We start from the raw sequence: 22,083 nt of genomic DNA, 5'->3' as shown, positions 1-22,083 counted from the left end.
TACCATCGGAACAGGTAGTATTGATACAGCTGTATGTCAGGAGATGTAAAAAATCGAATTATCAAATTTCATTGATTGTTATTTCAAAGAAGGCAATCATGGACCAATAACCATGGCGCGCAAGCGCGGATTGTCCTTAGGACATGGCATTAACCCAAATTTTTATTGGAAAAAATGCAATGTTATTTCATGTAGAAAGAAGGACAATCCTTTTGCGAAAATACATTAATGTGGTCATGAAAAAAATAGAGCCTATTATTGCAAGCGTCAGAAATTGCGGCCACACGATACCAAACCCTGCCCCTCTAAATAAAATCGATTGAGCAAGCATCACAAAGTGAGTGTTAGGCGCAACCAGCATCATGGTCTGGACAAATTCAGGCATGCTCTCACGAGGGGTCAATCCACCTGAAAGCATTTCTAGCGGGAGAAGTACCAGAATCAATAAGATACCAAATTGAGGCATGGAGCGGGTGATGGTTCCCATAAAAATACCTATTGACGTTGTAGCGAACAAATTGATTGCCGCACCAAGCAAAAACAGAAGAATTGAACCCTCAATGGGGGCAGAGAGTAACCCTTGTACCACTGTAATAAGCGAAACAGCACAAACGATGAGTACAATGGAAGCCATTGCCCAAATTTTGCTGGCCATGATTTCAAATGGCGTGACTGGCATCACTAATAAATGTTCAATTGTTCCATGTTCGCGCTCCCGAAGTAATGCGGCACCCGTTAGCACAATGGATAACATCGTTACATTATTAATCAACTCCATTAAGGCACCAAACCAGATCTTAGTTAATGTCGGGTTAAATCGAACGCGGACTGCAAGATCAACAGGCGGAGTTTCCACAGAACGATAATGTTCGACAAATTCATTGATCTCCCTCTCAATAATAGTTTGAATGTAGGCTGTTCCTGTGAACGCCTGACTCATGCGTGTAGCATCAATATTCAGTTGAAGGGTTGGCTTTCGCCCGGACAAAAGATTCCGTTGAAAATCAGGCGGGATATTTAAACCAAAGGTATATAAGCCTTCATCCATGCCCGAATCCATCTTTGCTTGTGAGGTGGTCACGTATTTTATAAATTGTGGGGGATAAAAAGCATCCCTGATACGTTGTGAAACAGCGGATTGATCGAGATCAACAATGACAATCGGTGCTTTGTGCAGCATTTCGGGCATGGCTGTGGCTGTTGTATAGATTTGTACAGTAAATGCAAAGACGATCAGTGCTATCATAATTGGGTCACGAAGCAAACTTCGATATTCCTTAAACCCAAGTTGCACAATATTACTTATTGTCACTTAGCGCTCCTGTTTTTTTAAAAATAAAAGACAACACCCAAGCAATACCGGCAAGGTGATGAGTAAATATAAAAAAGGATGGAGCAAATCTTGAAAACTCAGTGCCTTGGAAAAAGTACCTCGCGAAATCGTAAGAAAATGCGTTACCGGATAGATTTGGCCTATCATTGCTCCCAATCCTTCCAAAGAGGATACCGGCTCTATCATGCCAGAAAACTGGGTGGCTGGAAGAAGCGTCAGTATTGCAGTTCCAAACAATGCCGCCACTTGGCTTTTCATAAAAGTGGAGATTAGAAATCCCATCGAAGTGGAAAGAGTAACGTAGATTAAAGCACTAAAGAAAAGGATGGAAAAACTTCCTTTGATCGGTACATCAAATAAATAAATGGACAAGGCGATTAGCAATAGAAAATTAAATACGGCCAAAATCACATAAGGTATCAATTTTCCCAAAAGAAACTCAAGTTTAGTAATGGGCGTCACGTATAAATTAACGATGGATCCCAGCTCTTTTTCTCGCACCACAGAAAGTGCCATCAACATCGCCGGGATTAACATCAATAGGATAGGAATGACGGCTGGAACCATGGCAGGTAAACTTTTCACATCCGGGTTATAACGAAAACGAGGCTCAATATTGAAGAACTCCTCCGATTTTTGATGAGTCAAATAAGGCCAACTATTCACTAACCAATGCTGATGCATTCCATACACATAACTCTGAATGGTTTCTGCACGGGTAGGCATTGCTCCATCAATCCATGCCCCAACTTGTACGGGAGTCTCTTTATTGATGTCACGGGCAAACCCACTTGGGATTTCCAATGCCAAGCTTAATTTTCCGCTTCGCATACGTTGATCCATTTCTTTATAATCCAAGATGGGAGGGAGTTCTTTAAAATAGTGCGAGCTGGCTATATTAAGAACATAAGCGTGGCTGGCATTCGTTTGATCCCGATCAAGAACTGCAAAGGTTAACTGTTCGATATCCAGAGTAACTCCATAACTCATAATGATCATCAGTAGAATGCTTCCCAAAAGCGCAAGAGTTGCACGAATTGGATCGCGTATCAGTTCGAGCGCTTCACGACGGCTGTAGCTGAACATGCGTCTGATGTTGAAATATTTTTTTGCAGGAATGATTTTGGGGTGTTCAGATAAAGAGCTCATGATTGGTTTTGCAGGATGTTGCCCTGAAGGATTCACCTCCTTCTTCTTCATGGCCTCTTCTAGATAGCTGATAAAGGCTTCTTCTAGCGAAGAGGCTTGTCTTTGTTGGATGAGTTTGACTGGATTTTCACTAACCAATACTTTACCGGCATGCATCAGCGAAATGCGATCGCAACGTTCTGCCTCATTCATGAAATGGGTAGAAATAAAAATGGTTACTTTATCCTGTCGGGATAAATCAAGCATTAATTGCCAAAATATATCGCGAGCAACCGGATCAACACCAGAAGTCGGTTCATCAAGAATGAGTATATCGGGTTGATGGATAATGGCTACAGCAAGAGAAAGCCTTTGACGAAGACCTAGTGGTAATGAGTCAGGCCGTTCATTTTCATAGTCAGACAAAGAGAATTTTTCGAGCAATTGTTTGATGCGTTTGGGAATGCTATGGGCGGGCAAACGAAACAATTTGGCATGCAACATGAGATTTTGATGAACCGTTAATTCCGTGTACAGCGAAAAAGATTGGGACATATAGCCAATGCGTTGACGTATCATCAGATCGTTTGAATCAACAGATTGTCCAAATAGCGAAGCTTGACCCTCGCTGGCAGGAAGCAGACCGGTTAATATTTTCATAACCGTTGTTTTGCCACAACCATTCGAGCCAAGAAACCCAAAAATTTCGCCACGCTCTATACAAAAATTGACGTGGTCTACTGCGACAAAATCACCAAAGCGTTTGGTCAAACCGGTTGCTTCAATAGCTACTTCCGATTTTTGAGTGGATGAGCGGGGTTCTATTACCATGGGGTGCATTTGTCGCTGCTGCTCGGGTAAGAGGGCAACAAACGCTTCTTCCAGAGAATGAGTACGACTTTGCCTCAACAGGTCACTCATAGTCCCTGAAGCCAAGACTTTTCCAGCATTCATTGCAACCAGCCAATCAAAACACGCCGCTTCCTCCATGTATGCAGTGGCCACCAGAACACTCATTTTCGGCATTTCAGCACGCAACGTCTCAATGAGCTCCCAGAATTGACGCCTTGAAAGGGGATCCACTCCTGTCGTAGGCTCATCCAGAATTAACAGATCGGGAGTGTGAATCAGAGCACAACATAATCCAAGTTTCTGCTTCATCCCTCCAGACAGCTTACCTGCTGGCCTGTCTCGAAAAGGGAATAACCCTGTTCTATCCAACAAACGGGTAATGTAGTATTGTCGCACTTCACGGCTATGGCCAAAAAGACTCCCAAAGAAATCGATGTTTTCAAATACTGAAAGGGTAGGATACAGATTTTTCCCCAAGCCTTGAGGCATATAAGCAATGCGCGTGCAGAGGGCTTCACGATGAGAGCTACTCGCCATATTGCCACCAAGAACAAAAATTTGTCCGCGTTGAATGACGCGGGCTCCAGCAATGAGTGAAAACAGACTGGATTTTCCAACACCATCTGGCCCAATGAAGCCAACAATACAACCAGAAGGCAGTTTAAGAGTAATGTTATCCAGGGCACAAGTTTTACCATACCACAAACTCAGGTTATTGATTTCACAAACCGGTTTTTCAACCCCATTATTGGAGGCCTTGTTATTTGACATTTATTTTAACTTCCAACGCCGCGGGCCATTTGCTTTTGGGATCTAATTGAACATAAGCCATCCCTGGCAGCCCTGTCTTGACTAAGGCGATATATTTTTTCAGCAATTCAGGTGCAATACGGGCTTTAACACGGAACATCAGTTTTTCTCGTTCACTGGCCGTTTCTACGGCTTTAGGTGTGAATTGCGCCACACTGGCGACAAAAGTCACCTTAGCCGGTATCACATAGTTGGGTGCCGCATCAAGAATTAAATGAACTGGTGCGCCGATTTGTACTTTACCTGCTTGCTCTGTTGGAAGAAAAAAAACCATATACACATCACTTAAGTCAACCATGTTCAATACTCTGCCTCCTGCGCTGAGCACTTCTCCTGGTTGCGCAACCCGAAACTGGATACGTCCATCACAGGGAGCGATTAAAGTGCTGTCGTTGATATCTGCTGATATACGCTCGATGGTCGCTTGGGTCGCATCGACAGAGGACTCTACGGCGACAACTTCTGCCTCAGCAGTTGCAATCGATGCATCAGCGGAAGCAACATGCGCTTTGGCAGCATGGAGAGTGGCTTGTGCGCTATAGAAATGAGCACGGGCCTCATCAAGACTATCCAGTGACGCAGCCCCTTTAGTGACCAATTTTTCAGTACGGGAAAGGCGTTTTTGCGCCAAATCGAGCTCTGCTTCGCGTTGAGCAACGGTAGCTAATGCGGCTTCTTTTTCACTTTTTCGTTGAATGACCTGATTTTTGGCACTAATGACTTTGCTCTTGGCTTCTTTATTCTGTGCTTTGGCTTCTCTAAGCTGTGCTTCTAATACTTCCGTATCCATTTTAGCCAGAACTTGACCTGATTTTACAAAGTCACCTTCATCCACCAGGATGGTTTCTATTCGTCCAGGAATTTTGGTTGCAATATCAATCTCTACGGCTTCAATACGCCCATTACCACTGGCAAAACCTTCTCCCATTGGATTGGGGTGATAATAATACCAAAAAATGGGTATTAGCATAAGGCATAAACCGCCAATAACAATTCCCCATAACCATTTTTGTTTCCTTCCGACGGCCATGTTCATCCTTATTTTCAATAATCTCTTTTAATGTACCGGTATGAGGTGCATTCCAAAGTCCGCACGTTGTTTGGCATAAAACTGATTTAAGTTATTTTTGCTATATTAAAATTAATTCACTTAATGATTTAAGACAAATGTATTTTACACTCATTATGATTATTATAGGGATTTTTTTCCTTTTAGGAGGAGCCATCGTGGTTTGGCCGCTTATCAAAAAAGCATCGTATTATCATTACCAATGGATAGCCAATCTTGTGCTTATTTGTTTTTTTATAGGCAGTTTTCTTTTTGTCATTGTCTACACCCTTTTGATTAATGAGTTTTTTACGAATTATTTTTACGCCACCCTTTTTTTATTAGGGGGTTTTTATGTGTTTTGGATGAGTTATTTGAGTTCAAAAACGATTGAAAAAATCAAAACCATGGATAATTTGAAGTTAGAATATGAAAAAATTCGTTATAATGCAGAACACGATAAACTCACCGGATGCTTCAATCGTCATTATTTAATGGAAATTTTGGACAATCGCTTTAGAAAAATCAAATTAAACACTGGACAGTTAACGGTCATGTTTGTTGATTTAGATGGGTTTAAGAAAATCAATGATGAATATGGCCATGATTTCGGGGACCAAATCTTACAGCGCTTTGGTCAATTATTAAAACAACAACTTCGAGAAGAAGACATCATTGCCCGCTATGGTGGCGATGAATTTGTGGTATTGGTTGAAAACATCCCCTTAACTAAAGCCAAGTCTATCGGACAGAAAATCATTCAAACGACTTCTCGGATTACCAAAGAAAAACTCCCTAATCATTCATCACTTGGTTGTTCTGTGGGCATCACCCAATTAACCAAGAACTCGTTATCCATCAATAGCGTGCTAAAAAAAGCGGACGACGCCTGCTACAAGGCTAAAAAAAATCATGGCAATACCATTTGGGTCGATGACAACATGACCTCTTCATTTCTTGACTGATAACCCATGACAAATAACATTGATTAATAATCAAGTAGAAATTTAAAAAAGAAAATATCCTCCTACAGCGAAGATGAGATATAAAAAAACCAAGACGCCGCCCATCCATCGTGATATCCGCTGTGTTAACATAAAAAGAGAGATTATGACCATGGTGAACAAGCAAAAAGGCAGATAGAAAATTAATGTTTGCTGATTGACCTTCACGGGTTTTATCATGGCAATAATACCTGCATTAAATAAAAAAAATGCAAAAATTGAACCGACCACATTACCAAAACTAATTTCCGCTCTTCCTTTAAGTGCTGCAGGCAATTCCCTGGCTATTTCCTCAATACTGACTAAAAAAGCAAGAATAATCATTCCGAAAAAGGTGCCGGAAAGTCCAAAATATCGAATCATGGTTTTAGATGCCATAACGATGAGCTCACTCCCCACAAGAATGGCTACTAGAGAGAAGAGAAGTAATCCTAAAGATTTCCACCGTTCTTCTTTTTTGACCGAGTCTATGGTTTCAGAAAGTTCATGAGATGGCTTGATGTCATACCCTTTTTTATGGAGCCATAAGAGGTAAAAGACTGAAAGGATAAAGCTTACAAATAAAATCAAGCCATCGATTCTCGAAAGTTCCCCATCTAATGCGAATAGCCCCCATAGAAGAATAGCTAGGTTAGGTAAAATAAGAATACGTTTTGGTGTTTGCTTAAATGTCATCGGTGCAATTAATGCGGTGATGCCAAAGGCTAGTGCAATCGCGACCATGGTGGCACCGATGATTGAACCTAAGGCAATGCCTGCCATTTCGTTAAACGCACCGACGGCTCCAATGGCTAAGTTTTCTGGGTCGAAACCAATAAAAACAACGCTGATGAAAAAAGTAGAAACTCCAAAACTGGCCGAAGTTCCCACGGCTCCTTTCACCAGTTTCTCAGCAAAACAAATCACCAATAGAAGTCCTATGATAAAGAGCCCTATGGCCAGAAAAATATTCAATTTGTTGCTCCAGCAATGGAATTAGGTGTTGCCTTTTCGAGAAAATAAAGAGTTAATTCTTGTTCTATCACTGCAACTTGTGAATAAATTCTCTAATCGCAGCCACCTTGCATCATAGCTTACTTAATCCAAATAAATAAAGCTTTGCGGAGAAAGAAGAAGCCATCCGCTCTAATTCACTAATTGAGATAATATTTTAAGCGCTTATCCTCTATCGCTTGATTTTAATTTATGTTAGCATGCTAATTATTAGTTTGTTAATTGGTTTTTGGAAATGAGGCGCTTCACTCTGTTAGTGCATGAAATTAGCCTTGGTTGGCTCTATTTGCTCGATACAATCTCAAAACAGTTGAATTTTGGTCAGGCCCATCGAGCCTGGCTATTCCCCTTCTTAAGGGTAAAAAATCCATTGCTCCTTACGCAGCATCCTACCCTCTTTGAGACGTCAATTAAGCGACTCAGAGTAGGGCAGGTCATGAATAAATCGTACTTAAAACCTGCTGGGGCAACATCCCTTGATTGTAAGAGAATCCCTATCCACCCTGTGTCCTCCAGATTGAAATGGAGAAGCATATGAAATCCGCTTACCACAAGTTGATTGGGTTAACAGGGGCAATGGCTTTATGCTCATGCACTGTTGGGCCTGATTTTGTAAGACCCTCACCATTAAGAAACCAAGCCTACACCTCTAAATCAACATATCAATTGGGCAATCAACACGTAGCACTGAAGAATAAAACGTCACGAACCTGGTGGAAAGAATTTCATTCCCCAGCGCTCAATCACCTGATGGAGCAAGGCATCCAGCATAATTATTCTCTGGCGGCCATGCGAGAATCCTTGGCACAAGCCAAAGAGTTGGTTGCGGCCTCCCAAGGCCAGTTATGGCCTCAAGCCGGGCTCAATGCGACCGTCGGAAGGCAACAATATGGTCCTGCCACATTTGGACCCGTTAATCTCCGAATTGAACCCTTTTCCTATTATCAAATAGGTCCTAATGCTTCTTATACGCTCGATGTCTTTGGTGGAACACGTCGCACCATTGAAAAGCAAAAGGCATTAGCTTTATATCAACAACATGAGCTGGATGCCGCATTTTTGACATTAACCGGTAACATCGCCACAACGTCTTTAACCCTTGCGACAATAAAAGCACGCATCGATGTACTTAAGGACATTATCCAGGATGACAAGAAAAATCTACAGCTGATTCAAAAATCCTTTAGTGTGGGTTCGTCTTCTCGAAGTGATGTTTTAAGCGCGCAAAGCCAGTTAACCAATGATGAAACTTTATTGCCCTCTCTCTATCAACAACTTCGTGTTGCACAAAACACACTCAATGTTCTTTTAGGTACACTGCCACCGCGTTCACAGAAGGATTTAGTTTTTCAGTTAAAAGACTTTACTTTGCCTAAAAAACTGCCATTAGAACTGCCATCAACGCTTGCTCATAAAAGGCCGGATATCCTCGCTGCGGAAGCGAGTTTGCATGCAGCCAGTGCGGATGTTGGAATCGCTACGGCACGTCTTTATCCCAACATCACCCTTTCTGCCACACTCTTACAGGAGGGAGTAATTCCCAGCGCTCTATCAAGTATTTCTCCTAATGCATGGAGTCTTTTGAGTAATTTAACAACTCCTGTTTTTTCTGGAGGGACATTGCGTGCACAACGCCGAGCCTCCATCCATGCCTACCAATCGGTTTTGGCTCAATACCAACACATAGTACTTAAAGCATTTTATCAAGTGAGCGACCTGTTGTATGCCTTAAAACACGATGCAGAGGAACTTGCATTACAGAAAAAAGCGGTGCTGACCGCCAAAGAGTCTCTACGTGTGGCCAGATTGAGCTTTACTGCAGGCGTGGTTGGCGTTTTAGAAGTGCTTGATGCGGAACGATTGTATGCTCAATCGCGTTTGGGCTATGTCAATGCTCAAGCACAAAGGTATCAAGACACCATTCAACTGTATCTTGCTTTAGGTGGAGGGCTCTATCCTTAAACCTCGTGCACCTTGTTTATTAGGAATCAATGAGGTGGATTAATGAACTAGCAAAAATAAGGAATGTGCAAAAAATGGGGGTCATTCGCTCTGTGAATGAATTGAAATACTTTTTCCTTTTTTAACTAAGTCAGAGAAAATTTTAGAATTAAATGAAATGAGTTACAAATCATTAGTTAACAACGGGCTATACAATATGAACGCGTTCCCTATGGTATTATATGAAACCGCAGCCACTTGGCGAAATTTACTTGATAAACGCTTAAAACCATTAGGCCTTAGCCAGGCAAAATGGCGGGCATTGCTCCTTCTCTCCATGACGAAATACCCATTGACACAAATCCAACTTGCTAAAAAGCTAGGCATTGAGGCGCCGACTATTGTCGGTTTAATCGATCGCCTCACTAAAGAAGGATGGGTGATTCGACAAGATGCAGACTACGATCGCCGCGTCAAAGTCATCTGCCTTACTGAAAAAGCCACATTGACTCTTGACCAGATACAAAATACCGCAGAGGAACTTTCTAAGGAATTACTTGCTCCTTTATCTGAAGCAGAATTAGAAGCATGTATTGCCACACTACAAAAAATTAAGAAAACCGCCGAGGAATCTTATGAATAACCCAACCCTTCTGAAGAAATCAATCCTGCACAAGTGGCGCAATAAAACGCATTCATGGAAACGTTTTCTAATCGTCTTAAGTCTCACATTAATCACCTTAGCCAGCATTTATTTCTGGACTCTTGCTCAACGGTATGTCAGTACAGAAGATGCCTATATTAATGGAAATGTAGTCCAAATTGCATCCCGAGTAACCGGCCCGGTAAAACACCTCTATGTGGAGAACAATCAATTTGTTGAAAAAGGGCAACTGCTGTTTGAGTTAGACCGCACGCCTTTTGAAGTCGCAGTGGAACAAGCTGAGGCCCAATATCTCATTGATAAGACCAATCTGCAACATGCCGAAGCCACTTCCATTCGAACCCGAGAGTTAGTCAAAAGCGAAGTGATGTCTCGTCAAGCCGGAGATGATGTTAAAGCAAAACTTAAAAGCGCCAAAGCAGCTTTGAGACTTTCAGAAGCCAAACTCAAAGAAGCCAAATTGAGACTATCCTATGCCCGTGTGCTCGCTCCAACAAGTGGTTGGGTGAGCAACCTGTCTCTCAGGGTGGGCAATGTCGTTTCAGAAAACCAGCCCCTGTTTGCGATGATTGATGACACCACCTTTTGGGTGGATGCTAATTTTAAAGAAACAGAACTGGAACACATCCAACCAAATCAACGAGCAACCATTAAAATCGACATGTATCCCCATAAACAATTCATTGGGGTGGTCAACAGCATTAGCGGTGGAAGCGGCACGGCGTTTTCATTAATGCCACCACAAAATGCCACTGGAAACTGGGTCAAAGTAACACAACGCGTCCCTGTCCGCGTGCAAATCATCAAACCGGACTCCCAATATCCTTTGCGCCTGGGCACTTCAGCCAAGGTATCCATCGATTTACAGTCCAAGCAAGTGAGTAAAACCTCATGAATAATCCTTCGGACTCTTTATCCGCCTCACAACGCTGGATAATTACCGTAGCCATCATGGCAGCTACCCTGATGCAAGTATTGGACACGACCATAGTTAATGTCGCACTGCCTCATATGCAGGGTTCATTAGGCGCAAGCCCCGATGAAATAACCTGGACCTTAACCAGTTATTTAGTAGCTTCTGCCATTTTCATGCCTTTAACCGGTTATTTTACAGATAGGTTTGGCCGAAAAGCCTACCTTCTTTTATCAATTATAGGGTTTACCCTTACCTCCGCTTTGTGTGGTGCAGCAACCTCTATCGTACAAATGGTGGTATTTAGATTGCTTCAAGGCATTTTTGGTGCTGGGTTGGTTCCTTTATCCCAAGCCATTTTGACTGACATTTTTCCAGATAATGAACGCGGTAAAGCCATGGCCATTTGGGGTATGGGCGTCATGGTAGGCCCTATCTTAGGTCCGTCGCTGGGTGGGTATCTTACTGACATTGCCAGTTGGCGATGGACATTTTATGTCAATATTCCATTTGGGATTGCGGCAACACTGATGGTATTCCATTTTGTTCCGGATACTCTTAAAAAGGAACGCAAGATGGATTGGATTGGCATGATACTCATTGCGTTGGCAGTAGGCTCCATTCAATATGTTCTTGATCGCGGCAATCAAATGGATTGGTTTGCCGCCTTGGATATTCGCACTGCCACATTTTTAGGTCTCATCAGTTTATGTGGATTCATAGCGTACAGCATCAAAAACAAATCCAATGCCCTCTTTGACCTTTCTATTTTTCAAGATCGTAATTTTGTTCTTTCCAGTCTATTACTGGCCATCTTGGGATTGGGTATGTATGGAACAATGGTTATCCAACCCCAAATGCTACAAGGTTTACTGAATTATCCCGTTTTAATCGCAGGATTAATCATGGCGCCCCGCGGGATTGCCAGTATGTTCAGCATGATGATTGTTGGTAAATTAATTAATCAAGTTCAACCTCGCTGGTTAATTTCGATAGGAGTGTTACTCAGTGCTTCCGGGATTTATATCACGACTCATTACTCCCAAGAGGTTAGTCTAGCCTGGCTCATTTGGCCATTAATACTCCAAGGATTTGGATTGGGCTTGATTTTCGTTCCATTATCCTCTGTAGCATTTTCAACCTTACCGGTTTCTTCTCGTGCCGAAGCGGCTGGACTGTACAGCCTATTACGTACCATAGGCTCTTCTGTAGGGATTTCCATTACTATCACCTTCTTAAGTCGCCACACTCAAATGGCCTGGAATCAAATCGCAGGCTCAATTCAACCCTACAATCCAGCATTAATGGAATACCTACGCCCCTGGCATCTTAAAGCCACGGATCCACAAGCCGCTGCCTTATTATTGAATGAGCTAGGTAAACAATCGCTAATGCTCTCTTATATCAATACATTCGCGTTTATCATGTGGAGTTTTCTGATTATGTTACCTTTTGTATTATTGTTGAAACAAAATAATTCGCCAGCTACCTCTATTGTCAGCGAGTGAGGCGGCTCATTTCTCTTTCGTTGATTGTGAGCAAACAAAATGGCTTTGAAAAGCGGAATTGGATACATATTTTTATAGTCCATTACCTATGGTTCTCTAATAAAAGAGTAATGGTCATTGTTTGGTTATGTAATTCACAATTGCCAACGGTCAATGGTGACAATTCACCATAAGAGTAAAAGCCAATTTGAGTTGATCCCTTGGGCATTGATTGCAATGTAGTTTCTGTTTCTTCCTCAGTGCGCTCACCTAATAGTAGTCTTCTGCCAACACAACTAATATCAATTGCCAAAACGGGCTCTTCTTTTAAGTCCCTATTTTCAAAAAGAAGATTATTAGCGCTTTCACTTGCATCATTCGCACTTTCAATGAGTCTATCAAAATTGGCACGCATTAATCGAGCATGGTATCCTTGAGGTACGTCTCCAGCAAAAACTAAGGATTGGCTGTTTTCATCAATACCCAAAATAGTGCGTACAATATACTGAGAATCTGGATCAAAATAATTACGGATAGCAAGTGGGTAAAGCAAACCAGAAGCCGGTAATTCAGAAGCCCTCTCACCAAGATAAGCTTTATAGAGTTTTAATGCCGGTTGATGGTCTAATTCATAAAGAATATTTCCTTTAGAGTGGGTAATGAATCTTTCTGGACCAAAAATATCCCAACCGCCTTGCGACCCATATCCTATGTGGATTTGCTCGCCATAAAACCCTATGGCTGCAATGCAGTGGTCAACGATTTGTCCTTCATAGATAAGCCAGGTATTTTTAAAATCAGCACCGTCACCAGCAAGTCCTCCAGTAATAATGACTTCTTTAGCTGAGTGTTTGTTTAAGCCCTTGATTAATTCGGAACCATTAACATGTAAGCCGTCAGACAAAATAAAAATACCCTTGGGTTTCTGATGTTGATGCAATAATTTTGCCAATTGGGCACCGGCCTCGTAAGAATCTTCAGTTCTTTTTACTTCAGCCTTTGCGAGCTGTAGTTTTGTGGATTCAAATTGAACCACAGCAACGGAAATACTGTTATCAAAAATATTAGGCCCCAAAATTTCCCCTGCGGTGGAACAACCTATGATTTTTGATTTTTTATAAGCTTGGGCTAATTGTTCAATTGGTTTTGCATTATTTCTAAAGTTTGGACTGGCAAAAACTAAAACGAATGTACTTTCGGAGTCCAGTTCAGGAAATTTCTGAATGCTCCATCCCAGATTTTGGATGTATTGAAAAGATTGAATTTTCATTATACTAATGTCATTTCAATTTAACTTTCGAATAATCAATTATAGCCCATTTTAAAATATATTAATAAAATGAGATATTCAAAATTAGATATTCGAAAGACCCTTCGGTAACATTCACTTATGAGGCAATAGGCGAACCCCACTTGCAGGAATTGCGGGTTGCTGATTTGCTTAAGATGTAATCCAAACCATCTATTTTTCCCAAAATTAATTCTTCTGTTAGATTAAAATAATAAGTCTGTACTTGATACCCACGTAGTTAAGAAAAACCAATCGACACACACAATGCAAATGATAAAAAAACTTTCTATGACATCCAAATACCTGAATTTTTAAATTTAAAGTTTACGGCATATTGGTACAATGATACTTATTTAAAACAACACTTAAGAGAATACAATTCCAAAGGCGAACCAGTTATGTTTTTTAAAAGAAACAATGACACCGACTTGAAGGGAGTCATGATAGAAAATGCCTTTATAAAAGGAAATGAAAATTATTATCTTTTTCTTGGATTTGAAATCGATACTAAACTTACAAAAAAAGACACACCTTCAATTGTATTTCCAGGAGGATTTGAACATACCACAATTAGCTTAGACCACAAACAAGATACATCTTTCTTGACGCTAACATACTCTACAAATGAAAACTATTATAATTTAATTAACGAAATAGGCACCGTAGACATTCAATATCCTCTTTTTTAAAGCAAATTATGTATAAAAAATGACGTAGTTTCATAGATTTGACCACGTCACCTATGATTTATTACCGCCATCTACAAATTAACCCAATCTGCGCCAATGAATTGAAACATGCTTTACTAAAGTCCGTTGAATGCGCTGTAAAGGATATTTAATCTTTAATATACTCTGAATTCAGTTCATCTTCGTATATAATTCACGCCCTGTTATGACTCGGGTATATAACGATCACTATGGACAGAATATTAACTATTTCTTTACTCATTTTTATTCACATTTCCACGGCATGTGCAGAATTAACCAAAAAATACATTAGTCATAATGTAGAAGATTTTAATAGCACAATAACTGCGACAATGAATCGAACAAACTTTGATGAATGTAAAAGTCTTGGAAGAGAGTTTGTTGCAGATTTTAATAAAGCACACAAAACATTTCTCGATGGTCAATACATCAAAGCAACTATTAATGTATTAAATATTGTAGAAAAGCAAATGAGTCATATGGATTTTCTTTAAGTCTAACTCTTGCGAACAGCAATCAGCTTTAACCGCAGTTGCTTTTCAATTTCAAGCACAGCAAAAAACAGTGCGCCGGTTAGAACGACGAGTACGCCATCCCCAAAGGGGATACTTTCAGTAACAAATATGGTTTGTAAAGGAGCGAAATAGGTGATTGCAAACTGTGCCACAGTAATCACAATGACCGCCATCCAAACCACTTTGGTCCCTTGTACTGCGTTCCATGTGAGTGATGTTCCATAAATATTGCGAATATAAAACAAATGAAAAATCTCAAGAACAACCAGTGTGTTTAATGCGATTGTGCGTGCCAACTCAAGCGAGTAACCGCGATCGAGCGCATAAAAATAGAGTCCAAAGACGCCACAAATAAAGAGAATAGAAACCAGAAGCATATGCCATACCAAGCTGCCGGTCAGTAAAGGCTCGTTTCGAGGGCGTGGTGGTCTTTGCATGGTCCCTTCTTCGGTCGGCTCAAAGGCCAGGGCAATGCCAAGAGTCACTGCGGTAATCAGGTTGATCCATAAAATTTGAATCGGCGTTACCGGCAAGCTTAGACCTAACAGCAGAGCCAGGATAATCGTCATTGACTCACCCGCATTGGTGGGTAAAGTCCAGCTAATCACTTTTTTAAGATTATCATAAACAGTACGGCCTTCACGTACAGCGGCTACAATGGAAGCAAAATTATCATCCACCAGTACAAATTCAGCCGCCTCTTTGGCGACTTCACTGCCTTTTCTCCCCATAGCAATTCCTGCATCTGCTCGTTTTAACGCAGGCGCATCATTGACCCCATCGCCGGTCATGGCCACAGTCATTCCATGTGATTGCAATGCCATCACCAGCCTTAGTTTATGTTCAGGACTTGTTCGGGCAAAAATATCGGTTAGCAATACAGCATTTCTGAGTACGGCGTCATCCATGTTATCCAAATCAATGTCTGTTAATACCTTATCCAAATTTTTAAGTCCTATTTGCCGGCCAATAGCAACCGCTGTACTGGCATGATCGCCTGTGATCATTTTTACTTGAATGCCCGCTGTATGGCATTCTGCCACTGCTGCAATGGCTTCAGGTCTGGGCGGATCAATCAGTCCAACCATCCCAAGTAACGTGAGATTCCCTTCAACATCAGCGAACTCCAAAACGATATGTTCTGGCTTTATTTTTCTGACAGCAAAAGCGAGGATGCGCTGTCCACTTGCTGCAATCATTTCCATCTGCTCTTTCCAGTAAGACTCATTTAATGGCTCTGTTCCACCCCAGTCTGTTTGTTGAACTTGACACATACCCAAAATCTGCTCAGGAGCTCCCTTCACCATGACCATCGCATGATTGAAATGGTCGTGGTGAAGAGTTGCCATGAAGCGATGCTTGGCATCAAAAGGAATGATATCGGTACGCCTCCAGGATTCGTTTTCCTCTTTAAGGACAAGTCCCGTCTTACCTGCAAAGGTTAACAAAGCGCCCTCCATAGGGTCCCCATCCACAGACCAACATCCTTCATGTTCACGAAGCATGGCGTCATTGCAAAGAATTGCTGCATGGGCCAGTTTTTTCAGTACAGGGTGCTCGTTATGATCAATGATTTGTTCATTCAACATCAGGGCACCGACCGGCTCGTAACCGGTGCTGTCGAGAGTAAATAGGTGGCTGCTGGTTATAACCGAAGACACGGTCATCTCATTTAGAGTGAGGGTACCTGTTTTATCCGTACAGATAACCGATACCGCGCCTAAGGTTTCAATGGCAGGTAGTCGACGTACAATGGTATGTCGTCGCGCCATAGCCTGCACACCAATAGCTAAGGTAATTGAAAGAACGGCAGGAAGACCTTCCGGGATAGCCGCAACCGATAAACCAACCACGACCATAAACAATTCAACAAACGGGTGATGTTGAACAAAATACCCATACGCAAGAAGGAGTGCCGCAATCAATAAAATGAACAAAGTCAGCCATTTTGCAAACAGCCCCATTTGTAGGACTAAGGGTGTGGTTAAAGACTCTACTTTTGACAATAGCCCACTAATATGTCCAATTTGAGTGGATGAGCCTGTGGCCACCACAATGCCTTTGCCCTGACCATTGGTTACCAGGGTCCCACTAAATGCCATACAAGTCCTGTCACCTAATACGGCATTTCTTGGGACTGAATGAATGTGTTTTTCAACCGGAATGGATTCACCAGTTAAGATGGCCTCCTGGATGGTGAGTCCATGAGATTTTATTAAGCGTACATCGGCAGGAACTTTATCTCCTGCTTCCAGCAAAACAATATCGCCTGGCACAAGCTCCTCACCAGCAATACGCCGTCGTTCGCCATCCCGTAATACGGTAGCCGTAGGGGACAGCATTTTCCGAATCGCGTCCAGTGCTTTTTCTGCTTTTCCTTCCTGGATAAAACCGATTAGGGCATTGATGATGACGACTGCTAAAATAACGCCAGTATCTATCCAATGTTGCAAGAGTAAAGTCACCAGAGCAGCCCCTAGTAACACATAGATGAGGATGTTATGAAACTGGAGCAAGAAGCGAAAATAAACATTTTTTCTTTGAGGTTCCGGTAAACAATTGAGGTCATAACGTTTTAATCTGTTTTTCGATTCGTCCTCGCTTAAACCGAATTCTGATGTAGTATTTAATGTCGCGAGAATTGCTTCTGCTGACTGCTCATGCCAGCAGAGCTCTGGGATGTTGTTTTTTGATTCCACCATGGTCCTCTTTTCCCTGATTAATAGGCTTTTACTGGGGATACAAAACCTTGTGGTTTTAATGCCAGTAACGAGCAATCAATGTCTTGCAAGATGTTTTCCGCAGTATTGCCAATCATAAATCCAGATATCCCGGTGCGTGCGACGGTGCCCATCACCAAAATATCGATTCTTTTATGGGTTATGATGGCGGGGATAACCTCTTCTGGTTGTCCTTTCAGATGGTCAATTTGGTATGCTCCAGAAATTTGAGACCGTTTAATGAGCTCTTGCAAGAGCAATCCATGAACATGTTTTTCTTCAGCGACTATTCTATCTAATTCTTCTTTAGATATTTTTAACCACACACTATCCCGTAAGTAACTTTCCAGCGCAAATTCCCAACAGGAAATAATACTTAATTTACCCTGATAACGGACGTTTAATGAATGAGCAACTTCTAATAAGCGAAGCGAAAGGTCCAGGGCTTCTGCTTCTTCATCTTTGGGATCAATAGCCACTGCAATGCGAATATCCTGTTGCGTGTGCTTAAGCGGACGATAAAGAAACAAGGCACAGGGGCATTTGCGCAATAGTTCCATGTCCAGTGCTTTAAAGCCTTTCATACCTTCTCGTGTTTCCGCTTCTTTGATGAGAAGATCATGTGAATTTTTAAGGACATGGCGAATGATTCGGATGTCAGGTGTTGTGCGGGCTTGGGGAGCAATGGAACAGCCAACCGACTTAAGGCTTTTCTGTTGTTCTTAATGGCCTTAACTCACCACGTTTTACCTCATCTGGCATGGCAAAGGAATATCGTCCGAGCATATTAATATGACCATATCCATATGCGGACAGTCTGGCTACATCTTCATCGTATACGGGGAAGCCTTCTTGTCGTAATTGATTAATGGCAGCATCCATGTAAATAGTGTTCCAAAGTGTAATGATATTTAAAACCAGTCCAAGGGCACCTAACTGATCTTCTTGCCCTGCACGATACCGCTGATGAAGTTCTCCTCGCTTACCATGAAAAACAGAACGACCTAAACTGTGTCTGCCTTCGCCCAAATTTAGTTGTACCAAAGTCTGACGACGGAATGACTCATCATGAAGATAATTGAGCATGTGGATAGTTTTGTCAATTCGCCCAATTTCGGCAATTGCTTTGGCTAAACGAGTTGGTTTATCAGCAACTTGAAGAGTGCGCATAATGCCTTCTGCGGGAACTCTCCCGAGTTTTAATGAAGCCAATAAACGTAAAATATCATCCCACTCAGGAGGAACAAGATTTATATTTATACGACTTTTTGCAAGTACATTGAGCTTTCCATAATCAGCCAACGGATCAATCCGCCAGAATCTAGCACCACCCATATCAGCCAATCGCGGACTGAAACGAAGTCCCAACAAACGAAACAGTCCAAATACAATATCACTGTATGCGCCTGCATCTGTCATGATCCGCGTTGGCTGTAATTCCGTCTGTTGCTCAAGAACAACGCCTAACAATATTAGGCTATCACGTAAAGTGCCAGGTACTGTTACAGCATTTAAGCCAGTTCGTTGATTAGAGATTAGATTGTACCAAGTGACACCACGACCTGATTTAAAATATTTTGGATTTGGAGCAGCGTGCACTGTTCTAACCGGTACAACGAAGCGCATGCCATCAGCCGATGCAATATCGCCTCCGCCCCATTTCTTAGCTAATGGAATTTGATTTTGAGCAGAAACTAAAATGGCATTGACCGCCATTATCGTTTCATTTCGAATATAATTTTGATCAACCCATACCAATCTATCTCTTTTTAAAGCAGGTATGTCCTCACGAACAAACGGTTCTCGTCCAGTATTGCAAGCGTCTGCTAGCAATTCAGCACATAAACTGATTAATAGATCCTCAGCACGCGCACTTCCTTCATTGATGTGGGTAAATCCATCCGCAAATCCAGTACGTGTGGCTATCTCAAGTACCATCTCGGGTAAATCGACACGTGGTAATTTGGCTTTTACAGCAGCTCTCAATGCTTTTAATGATGGAGGCTCATCAAGTGCATCAAGCTGAGTTAGAATCAGCTCCTCATTACCCTTAACTGTTTCAAATCGAACAGCAGGGTTATTATCAATATTTGCAGCAACTAACCGATACACTTGATGTAGTTCATCTGTAAGGCTTGTTATGGCTAACATTGGGTCAATTGTTAAATTTAATGAGCGGCAAATCATAGGACGTATTGCCTCCCACTCTGAGCCAGAATAAAGATTGGCTCTTGGATCAGCATACCGCCAACTCGGACTTATGAACACATCCCTATGTTTCAGTGCCGATTGCAATTTATCAAGAACACAAAATATATATGCTGTTCGGTCAATTGTAGTTCTATTGCTATCCCGGCCAGTTATTGATGTTATTAATGCAAGCTCTTTATTATTTGCGTTTTTTTGAACTTCCTTCATGTTTAAAATGGATTTTTTCAATTTCTCAACTTGAGATTGTTTTTTCTCTGGTACAACGATTTCCTTAATTTTTTTATTGATAAGGTCAGCATATAAAAGTTTATCGTTATGCAAAATGATACCATCTTGGGTTTTTACAAGTTTCTTTATGACGCGATAAGTGGGTCGTGGTTCGTCTTGTGGCCAATTGATAACGCTACATTCATTTTTAATAACAATATTACGTTTCCATGATGTTCCAATAATCTCCATTGGCGGTTCATCCGTTTGTTTTCCCTTTAACCATTCAAGACTGGCAAGAAGAGGTTTTCCCGCTTGATTACTATCAAAATTTATTACTCGAAGGAGCGAAGGTAAAAATTTCTGAACTGTTTTTTCCTTTTGTTCAAGCTCATGATAAAACACATTACTTGGCGGCCTGATTAAGGCAGTGGCATTTTCAACTGCAGATACAAGCGCTTCATGACCTACTGTTGTATAAATTGTGTCCCGAATTTCATGATCACATAATTCTGTATTCAGTAGTAATTTACATGCATCGACCAATGTGGCTGTAGCTTGATCGAGATCTTTAAGAGTTCGCAGTCGTGTATTTTTATTTTCTTGCTTGGCCTTTGAGAATAAATCACGCAATACCATACTGAGCACGTCCAGAGAATCATCTTGGGAGTCTGACTCAAAATGATTCGCAAAAGCAACGAGCGTCGCCATTTTACGCTCAAACGGCAAGCGGTTGATGGCTGTAATTTTTGCCGTATTAGCAAAGCGTGCAAGTGTTGCTATTTTACAGGCGGGGATGCGGTACAGTGGTAATTCAACACTAATGTTGCGGGCAGACTCAACCCGTTTTAATGCTTGCACAAGAGCTGTGCTACTGATGCTAACCGGACCTTTACGCAGTTTATCAAGCAATGACAGATGTTCGTCATCCTCTACCACCAAGAGGTCATTCAGTTTTTCCTGTTGTGATGCGCTTAAATTTTTAATCAACATTCGCCATAAGCGAGACTCCATCCTGGAGCGAATTTCTGCAACAAAACGCTCAAGAACTGTAATACCTGGTAACAATATTTTGTTGGTCGATAGCCAACCCACTGCATGATCAAAAAGCACTCCAGGTCTGTCAGTACCAGTCCAGCATAGTGCACATAATATGCGACCAAGACGATAACGACTACCTTTTTCAGCAAATTCTATATAGCCATAACGCGCTCGAATTTCAACAGCATGACGCCAACGCTGCTCACTTTTCATGTACATTGATATGCAACTTTCAGGATCATTAACCTTGATTTGAATAGCAACTCGCTCAATTACCACACGAGGAATCTGATTCAAGTCGGAAATAAAAGCTCCAATAAATCGAACTGTTGTCAGCTGTAATGCATAACCTAACCTGCTGAAGTCACCACGCTTGTTTGCAATCCACTCCATATCCTGATCATCGAGGAAAAAAAGGCTATCTACGATATCTGGTGGTAGGTCAGTAGGATATTTAGCGTAATTGTCACATTGTACTGGGGAGAGAAAACTAACAGGCATGTTTATCCAAAATCAATAGGTGTTGTTGCTAAACTTAGAAGTTTTGCAACGGAATTTGAATGCCTTTATTTAAAGGTTTAAATTCGTTGCAAAAATCAGATGCAAAAGTCTATTGTTTTGCGATATGATTTGCAAATAAAATATTAGGGATTAGTTATGAAAATTGGGTATGCTCGCGTTTCAACCACGGATCAAAATTTAGAGTTGCAATTAGTTGCACTAAAAGAAGCTGGTTGTAAACGTATCTATCAGGAAAAAATTTCTGGTGCAAAAAGAGATCGTCCAGAATTACAACGATTACTTGATCAGCTTCGACCTGAAGATGTAGTCGTTGTTTGGAAATTGGATAGATTGGCGCGTTCAACCCAGCATTTATTAGAATTAATAGACTGCATAAGAACAACAGAGGCTTCCTTTTGTTCGCTTTCCGAGCCTTGGGCAGATACCACTTCTCATGCCGGTAAAATGATCATGACCGTATTCGCAGGTATTGCAGAATTTGAGCGTGACTTAATTCGTGAACGTACTGGTGCGGGTCGCGCAGCTGCAAAGCAACGTGGAGTTCGTTTTGGACGACCTGAAAAAATGAATAAAGAACAAAAGTCATTGGCCAAGCGGCTTTTGCAAGAAGATAAATCGGTAAGTGAGATTGCAAAAACGTTTAATGTCCATAAAGCAACAATTTATCGTTTACAACAAGAATAATTCACTACA

At 41.5% G+C, this 22,083-nt stretch carries 15 protein-coding genes and 1 pseudogene; 8 read left to right on the top strand and 8 right to left on the bottom strand.

Annotation, left to right across the window (positions count from 1 at the left end; genetic code table 11):
* Window positions 1-187: 187 nt before the first annotated feature.
* The 3 genes from Lpar_RS00835 to Lpar_RS00825 are packed head-to-tail and all read right to left on the bottom strand — an operon-like array spanning window position 188 to window position 5,153.
* Window positions 188-1,312: an ABC transporter permease gene (locus Lpar_RS00835; RefSeq protein WP_019350447.1), complete on the bottom strand. Its 1,125-nt coding sequence runs from the start codon at window positions 1,310-1,312 to the stop codon at window positions 188-190.
* A complete protein-coding gene (gene rbbA, locus Lpar_RS00830; protein ID WP_014845108.1) occupies window positions 1,313-4,084 on the bottom strand; it encodes a ribosome-associated ATPase/putative transporter RbbA in 2,772 nt (923 codons plus the stop codon).
* Window positions 4,074-5,153, bottom strand: a complete 1,080-nt coding sequence (locus Lpar_RS00825; protein ID WP_019350448.1) for an HlyD family secretion protein — start codon at window positions 5,151-5,153, stop codon at window positions 4,074-4,076. Before Lpar_RS00825 ends, rbbA begins: the two co-directional genes overlap by 11 nt.
* 137 nt (window positions 5,154-5,290) lie before the next feature.
* Between Lpar_RS00825 and Lpar_RS00820 the strand changes: the two genes are divergently transcribed.
* Window positions 5,291-6,136: a GGDEF domain-containing protein gene (locus Lpar_RS00820; protein ID WP_014845106.1), complete on the top strand. Its 846-nt coding sequence runs from the start codon at window positions 5,291-5,293 to the stop codon at window positions 6,134-6,136.
* A 42-nt stretch (window positions 6,137-6,178) separates the two neighbouring features.
* Here the strand turns inward: Lpar_RS00820 and Lpar_RS00815 are convergent, their stop codons facing one another.
* Window positions 6,179-7,129, bottom strand: coding sequence for a sodium:calcium antiporter (locus Lpar_RS00815; RefSeq protein ID WP_014845105.1), 951 nt, complete (start codon window positions 7,127-7,129; stop codon window positions 6,179-6,181).
* A 573-nt stretch (window positions 7,130-7,702) separates the two neighbouring features.
* On the opposite strand from Lpar_RS00815, the gene Lpar_RS00805 reads away from it, so the two are divergent.
* From Lpar_RS00805 to Lpar_RS00790, 4 genes are all read left to right on the top strand, one after another.
* Entirely contained in the window at window positions 7,703-9,130 is a 1,428-nt protein-coding gene (locus Lpar_RS00805) for an efflux transporter outer membrane subunit (protein WP_014845104.1), read from the top strand.
* A gap of 157 nt (window positions 9,131-9,287) precedes the next feature.
* Window positions 9,288-9,752, top strand: a complete 465-nt coding sequence (locus tag Lpar_RS00800) for a MarR family winged helix-turn-helix transcriptional regulator (protein ID WP_223499727.1) — start codon at window positions 9,288-9,290, stop codon at window positions 9,750-9,752.
* The gene (locus Lpar_RS00795) at window positions 9,745-10,668 is read left to right on the top strand and encodes an HlyD family secretion protein (RefSeq protein ID WP_014845102.1); all 924 of its coding nucleotides are present in this window, start codon (window positions 9,745-9,747) and stop codon (window positions 10,666-10,668) included. Before Lpar_RS00800 ends, Lpar_RS00795 begins: the two co-directional genes overlap by 8 nt.
* Window positions 10,665-12,194: a DHA2 family efflux MFS transporter permease subunit gene (locus tag Lpar_RS00790; protein ID WP_014845101.1), complete on the top strand. Its 1,530-nt coding sequence runs from the start codon at window positions 10,665-10,667 to the stop codon at window positions 12,192-12,194. Before Lpar_RS00795 ends, Lpar_RS00790 begins: the two co-directional genes overlap by 4 nt.
* Window positions 12,195-12,276: 82 nt before the next feature.
* Here the strand turns inward: Lpar_RS00790 and Lpar_RS00785 are convergent, their stop codons facing one another.
* Complete coding sequence (locus tag Lpar_RS00785) at window positions 12,277-13,443, bottom strand: FIST signal transduction protein (RefSeq protein WP_014845100.1); 1,167 nt, start codon at window positions 13,441-13,443, stop codon at window positions 12,277-12,279.
* Between the two features lie 419 nt (window positions 13,444-13,862).
* On the opposite strand from Lpar_RS00785, the gene Lpar_RS00780 reads away from it, so the two are divergent.
* Together Lpar_RS00780 and Lpar_RS00775 are read left to right on the top strand one after the other, a co-directional pair.
* Window positions 13,863-14,153, top strand: a complete 291-nt coding sequence (locus Lpar_RS00780) for a hypothetical protein (RefSeq protein WP_014845099.1) — start codon at window positions 13,863-13,865, stop codon at window positions 14,151-14,153.
* Between the two features lie 230 nt (window positions 14,154-14,383).
* A complete protein-coding gene (locus Lpar_RS00775) occupies window positions 14,384-14,668 on the top strand; it encodes a hypothetical protein (RefSeq protein ID WP_014845098.1) in 285 nt (94 codons plus the stop codon).
* A gap of 2 nt (window positions 14,669-14,670) precedes the next feature.
* On the opposite strand, the gene Lpar_RS00770 is transcribed toward Lpar_RS00775, so the two are convergent.
* The 3 genes and pseudogenes from Lpar_RS00770 to Lpar_RS00760 all read right to left on the bottom strand — a co-directional run bounded on the left by Lpar_RS00770 (window position 14,671) and on the right by Lpar_RS00760 (window position 21,369).
* A complete protein-coding gene (locus Lpar_RS00770; protein WP_014845097.1) occupies window positions 14,671-17,391 on the bottom strand; it encodes a cation-transporting P-type ATPase in 2,721 nt (906 codons plus the stop codon).
* A 17-nt stretch (window positions 17,392-17,408) separates the two neighbouring features.
* Window positions 17,409-18,071 (bottom strand): annotated as a pseudogene (locus Lpar_RS00765) (universal stress protein); the annotation flags it as partial.
* 40 nt (window positions 18,072-18,111) lie between these two features.
* Window positions 18,112-21,369, bottom strand: coding sequence for a Tn3 family transposase (locus tag Lpar_RS00760; RefSeq protein ID WP_012187537.1), 3,258 nt, complete (start codon window positions 21,367-21,369; stop codon window positions 18,112-18,114).
* A 156-nt stretch (window positions 21,370-21,525) separates the two neighbouring features.
* Here Lpar_RS00760 and Lpar_RS00755 point away from each other — a divergent pair, with 156 nt between their 5' ends.
* Window positions 21,526-22,074 carry a recombinase family protein gene (locus Lpar_RS00755; RefSeq protein ID WP_012187538.1) on the top strand — a complete coding sequence of 183 codons (549 nt, stop codon included), beginning with the start codon at window positions 21,526-21,528 and terminating at the stop codon, window positions 22,072-22,074.
* The last annotated feature ends 9 nt before the right edge of the window (window positions 22,075-22,083 follow it).

Origin of the sequence: Legionella parisiensis (genome assembly GCF_001467945.1) — a bacterium.
GTDB lineage: Bacteria > Pseudomonadota > Gammaproteobacteria > Legionellales > Legionellaceae > Legionella > Legionella parisiensis.
The sequence above is the reverse complement of the archived record's forward strand: the minus strand, read 5'-3'. Positions and strand labels throughout refer to the sequence as shown.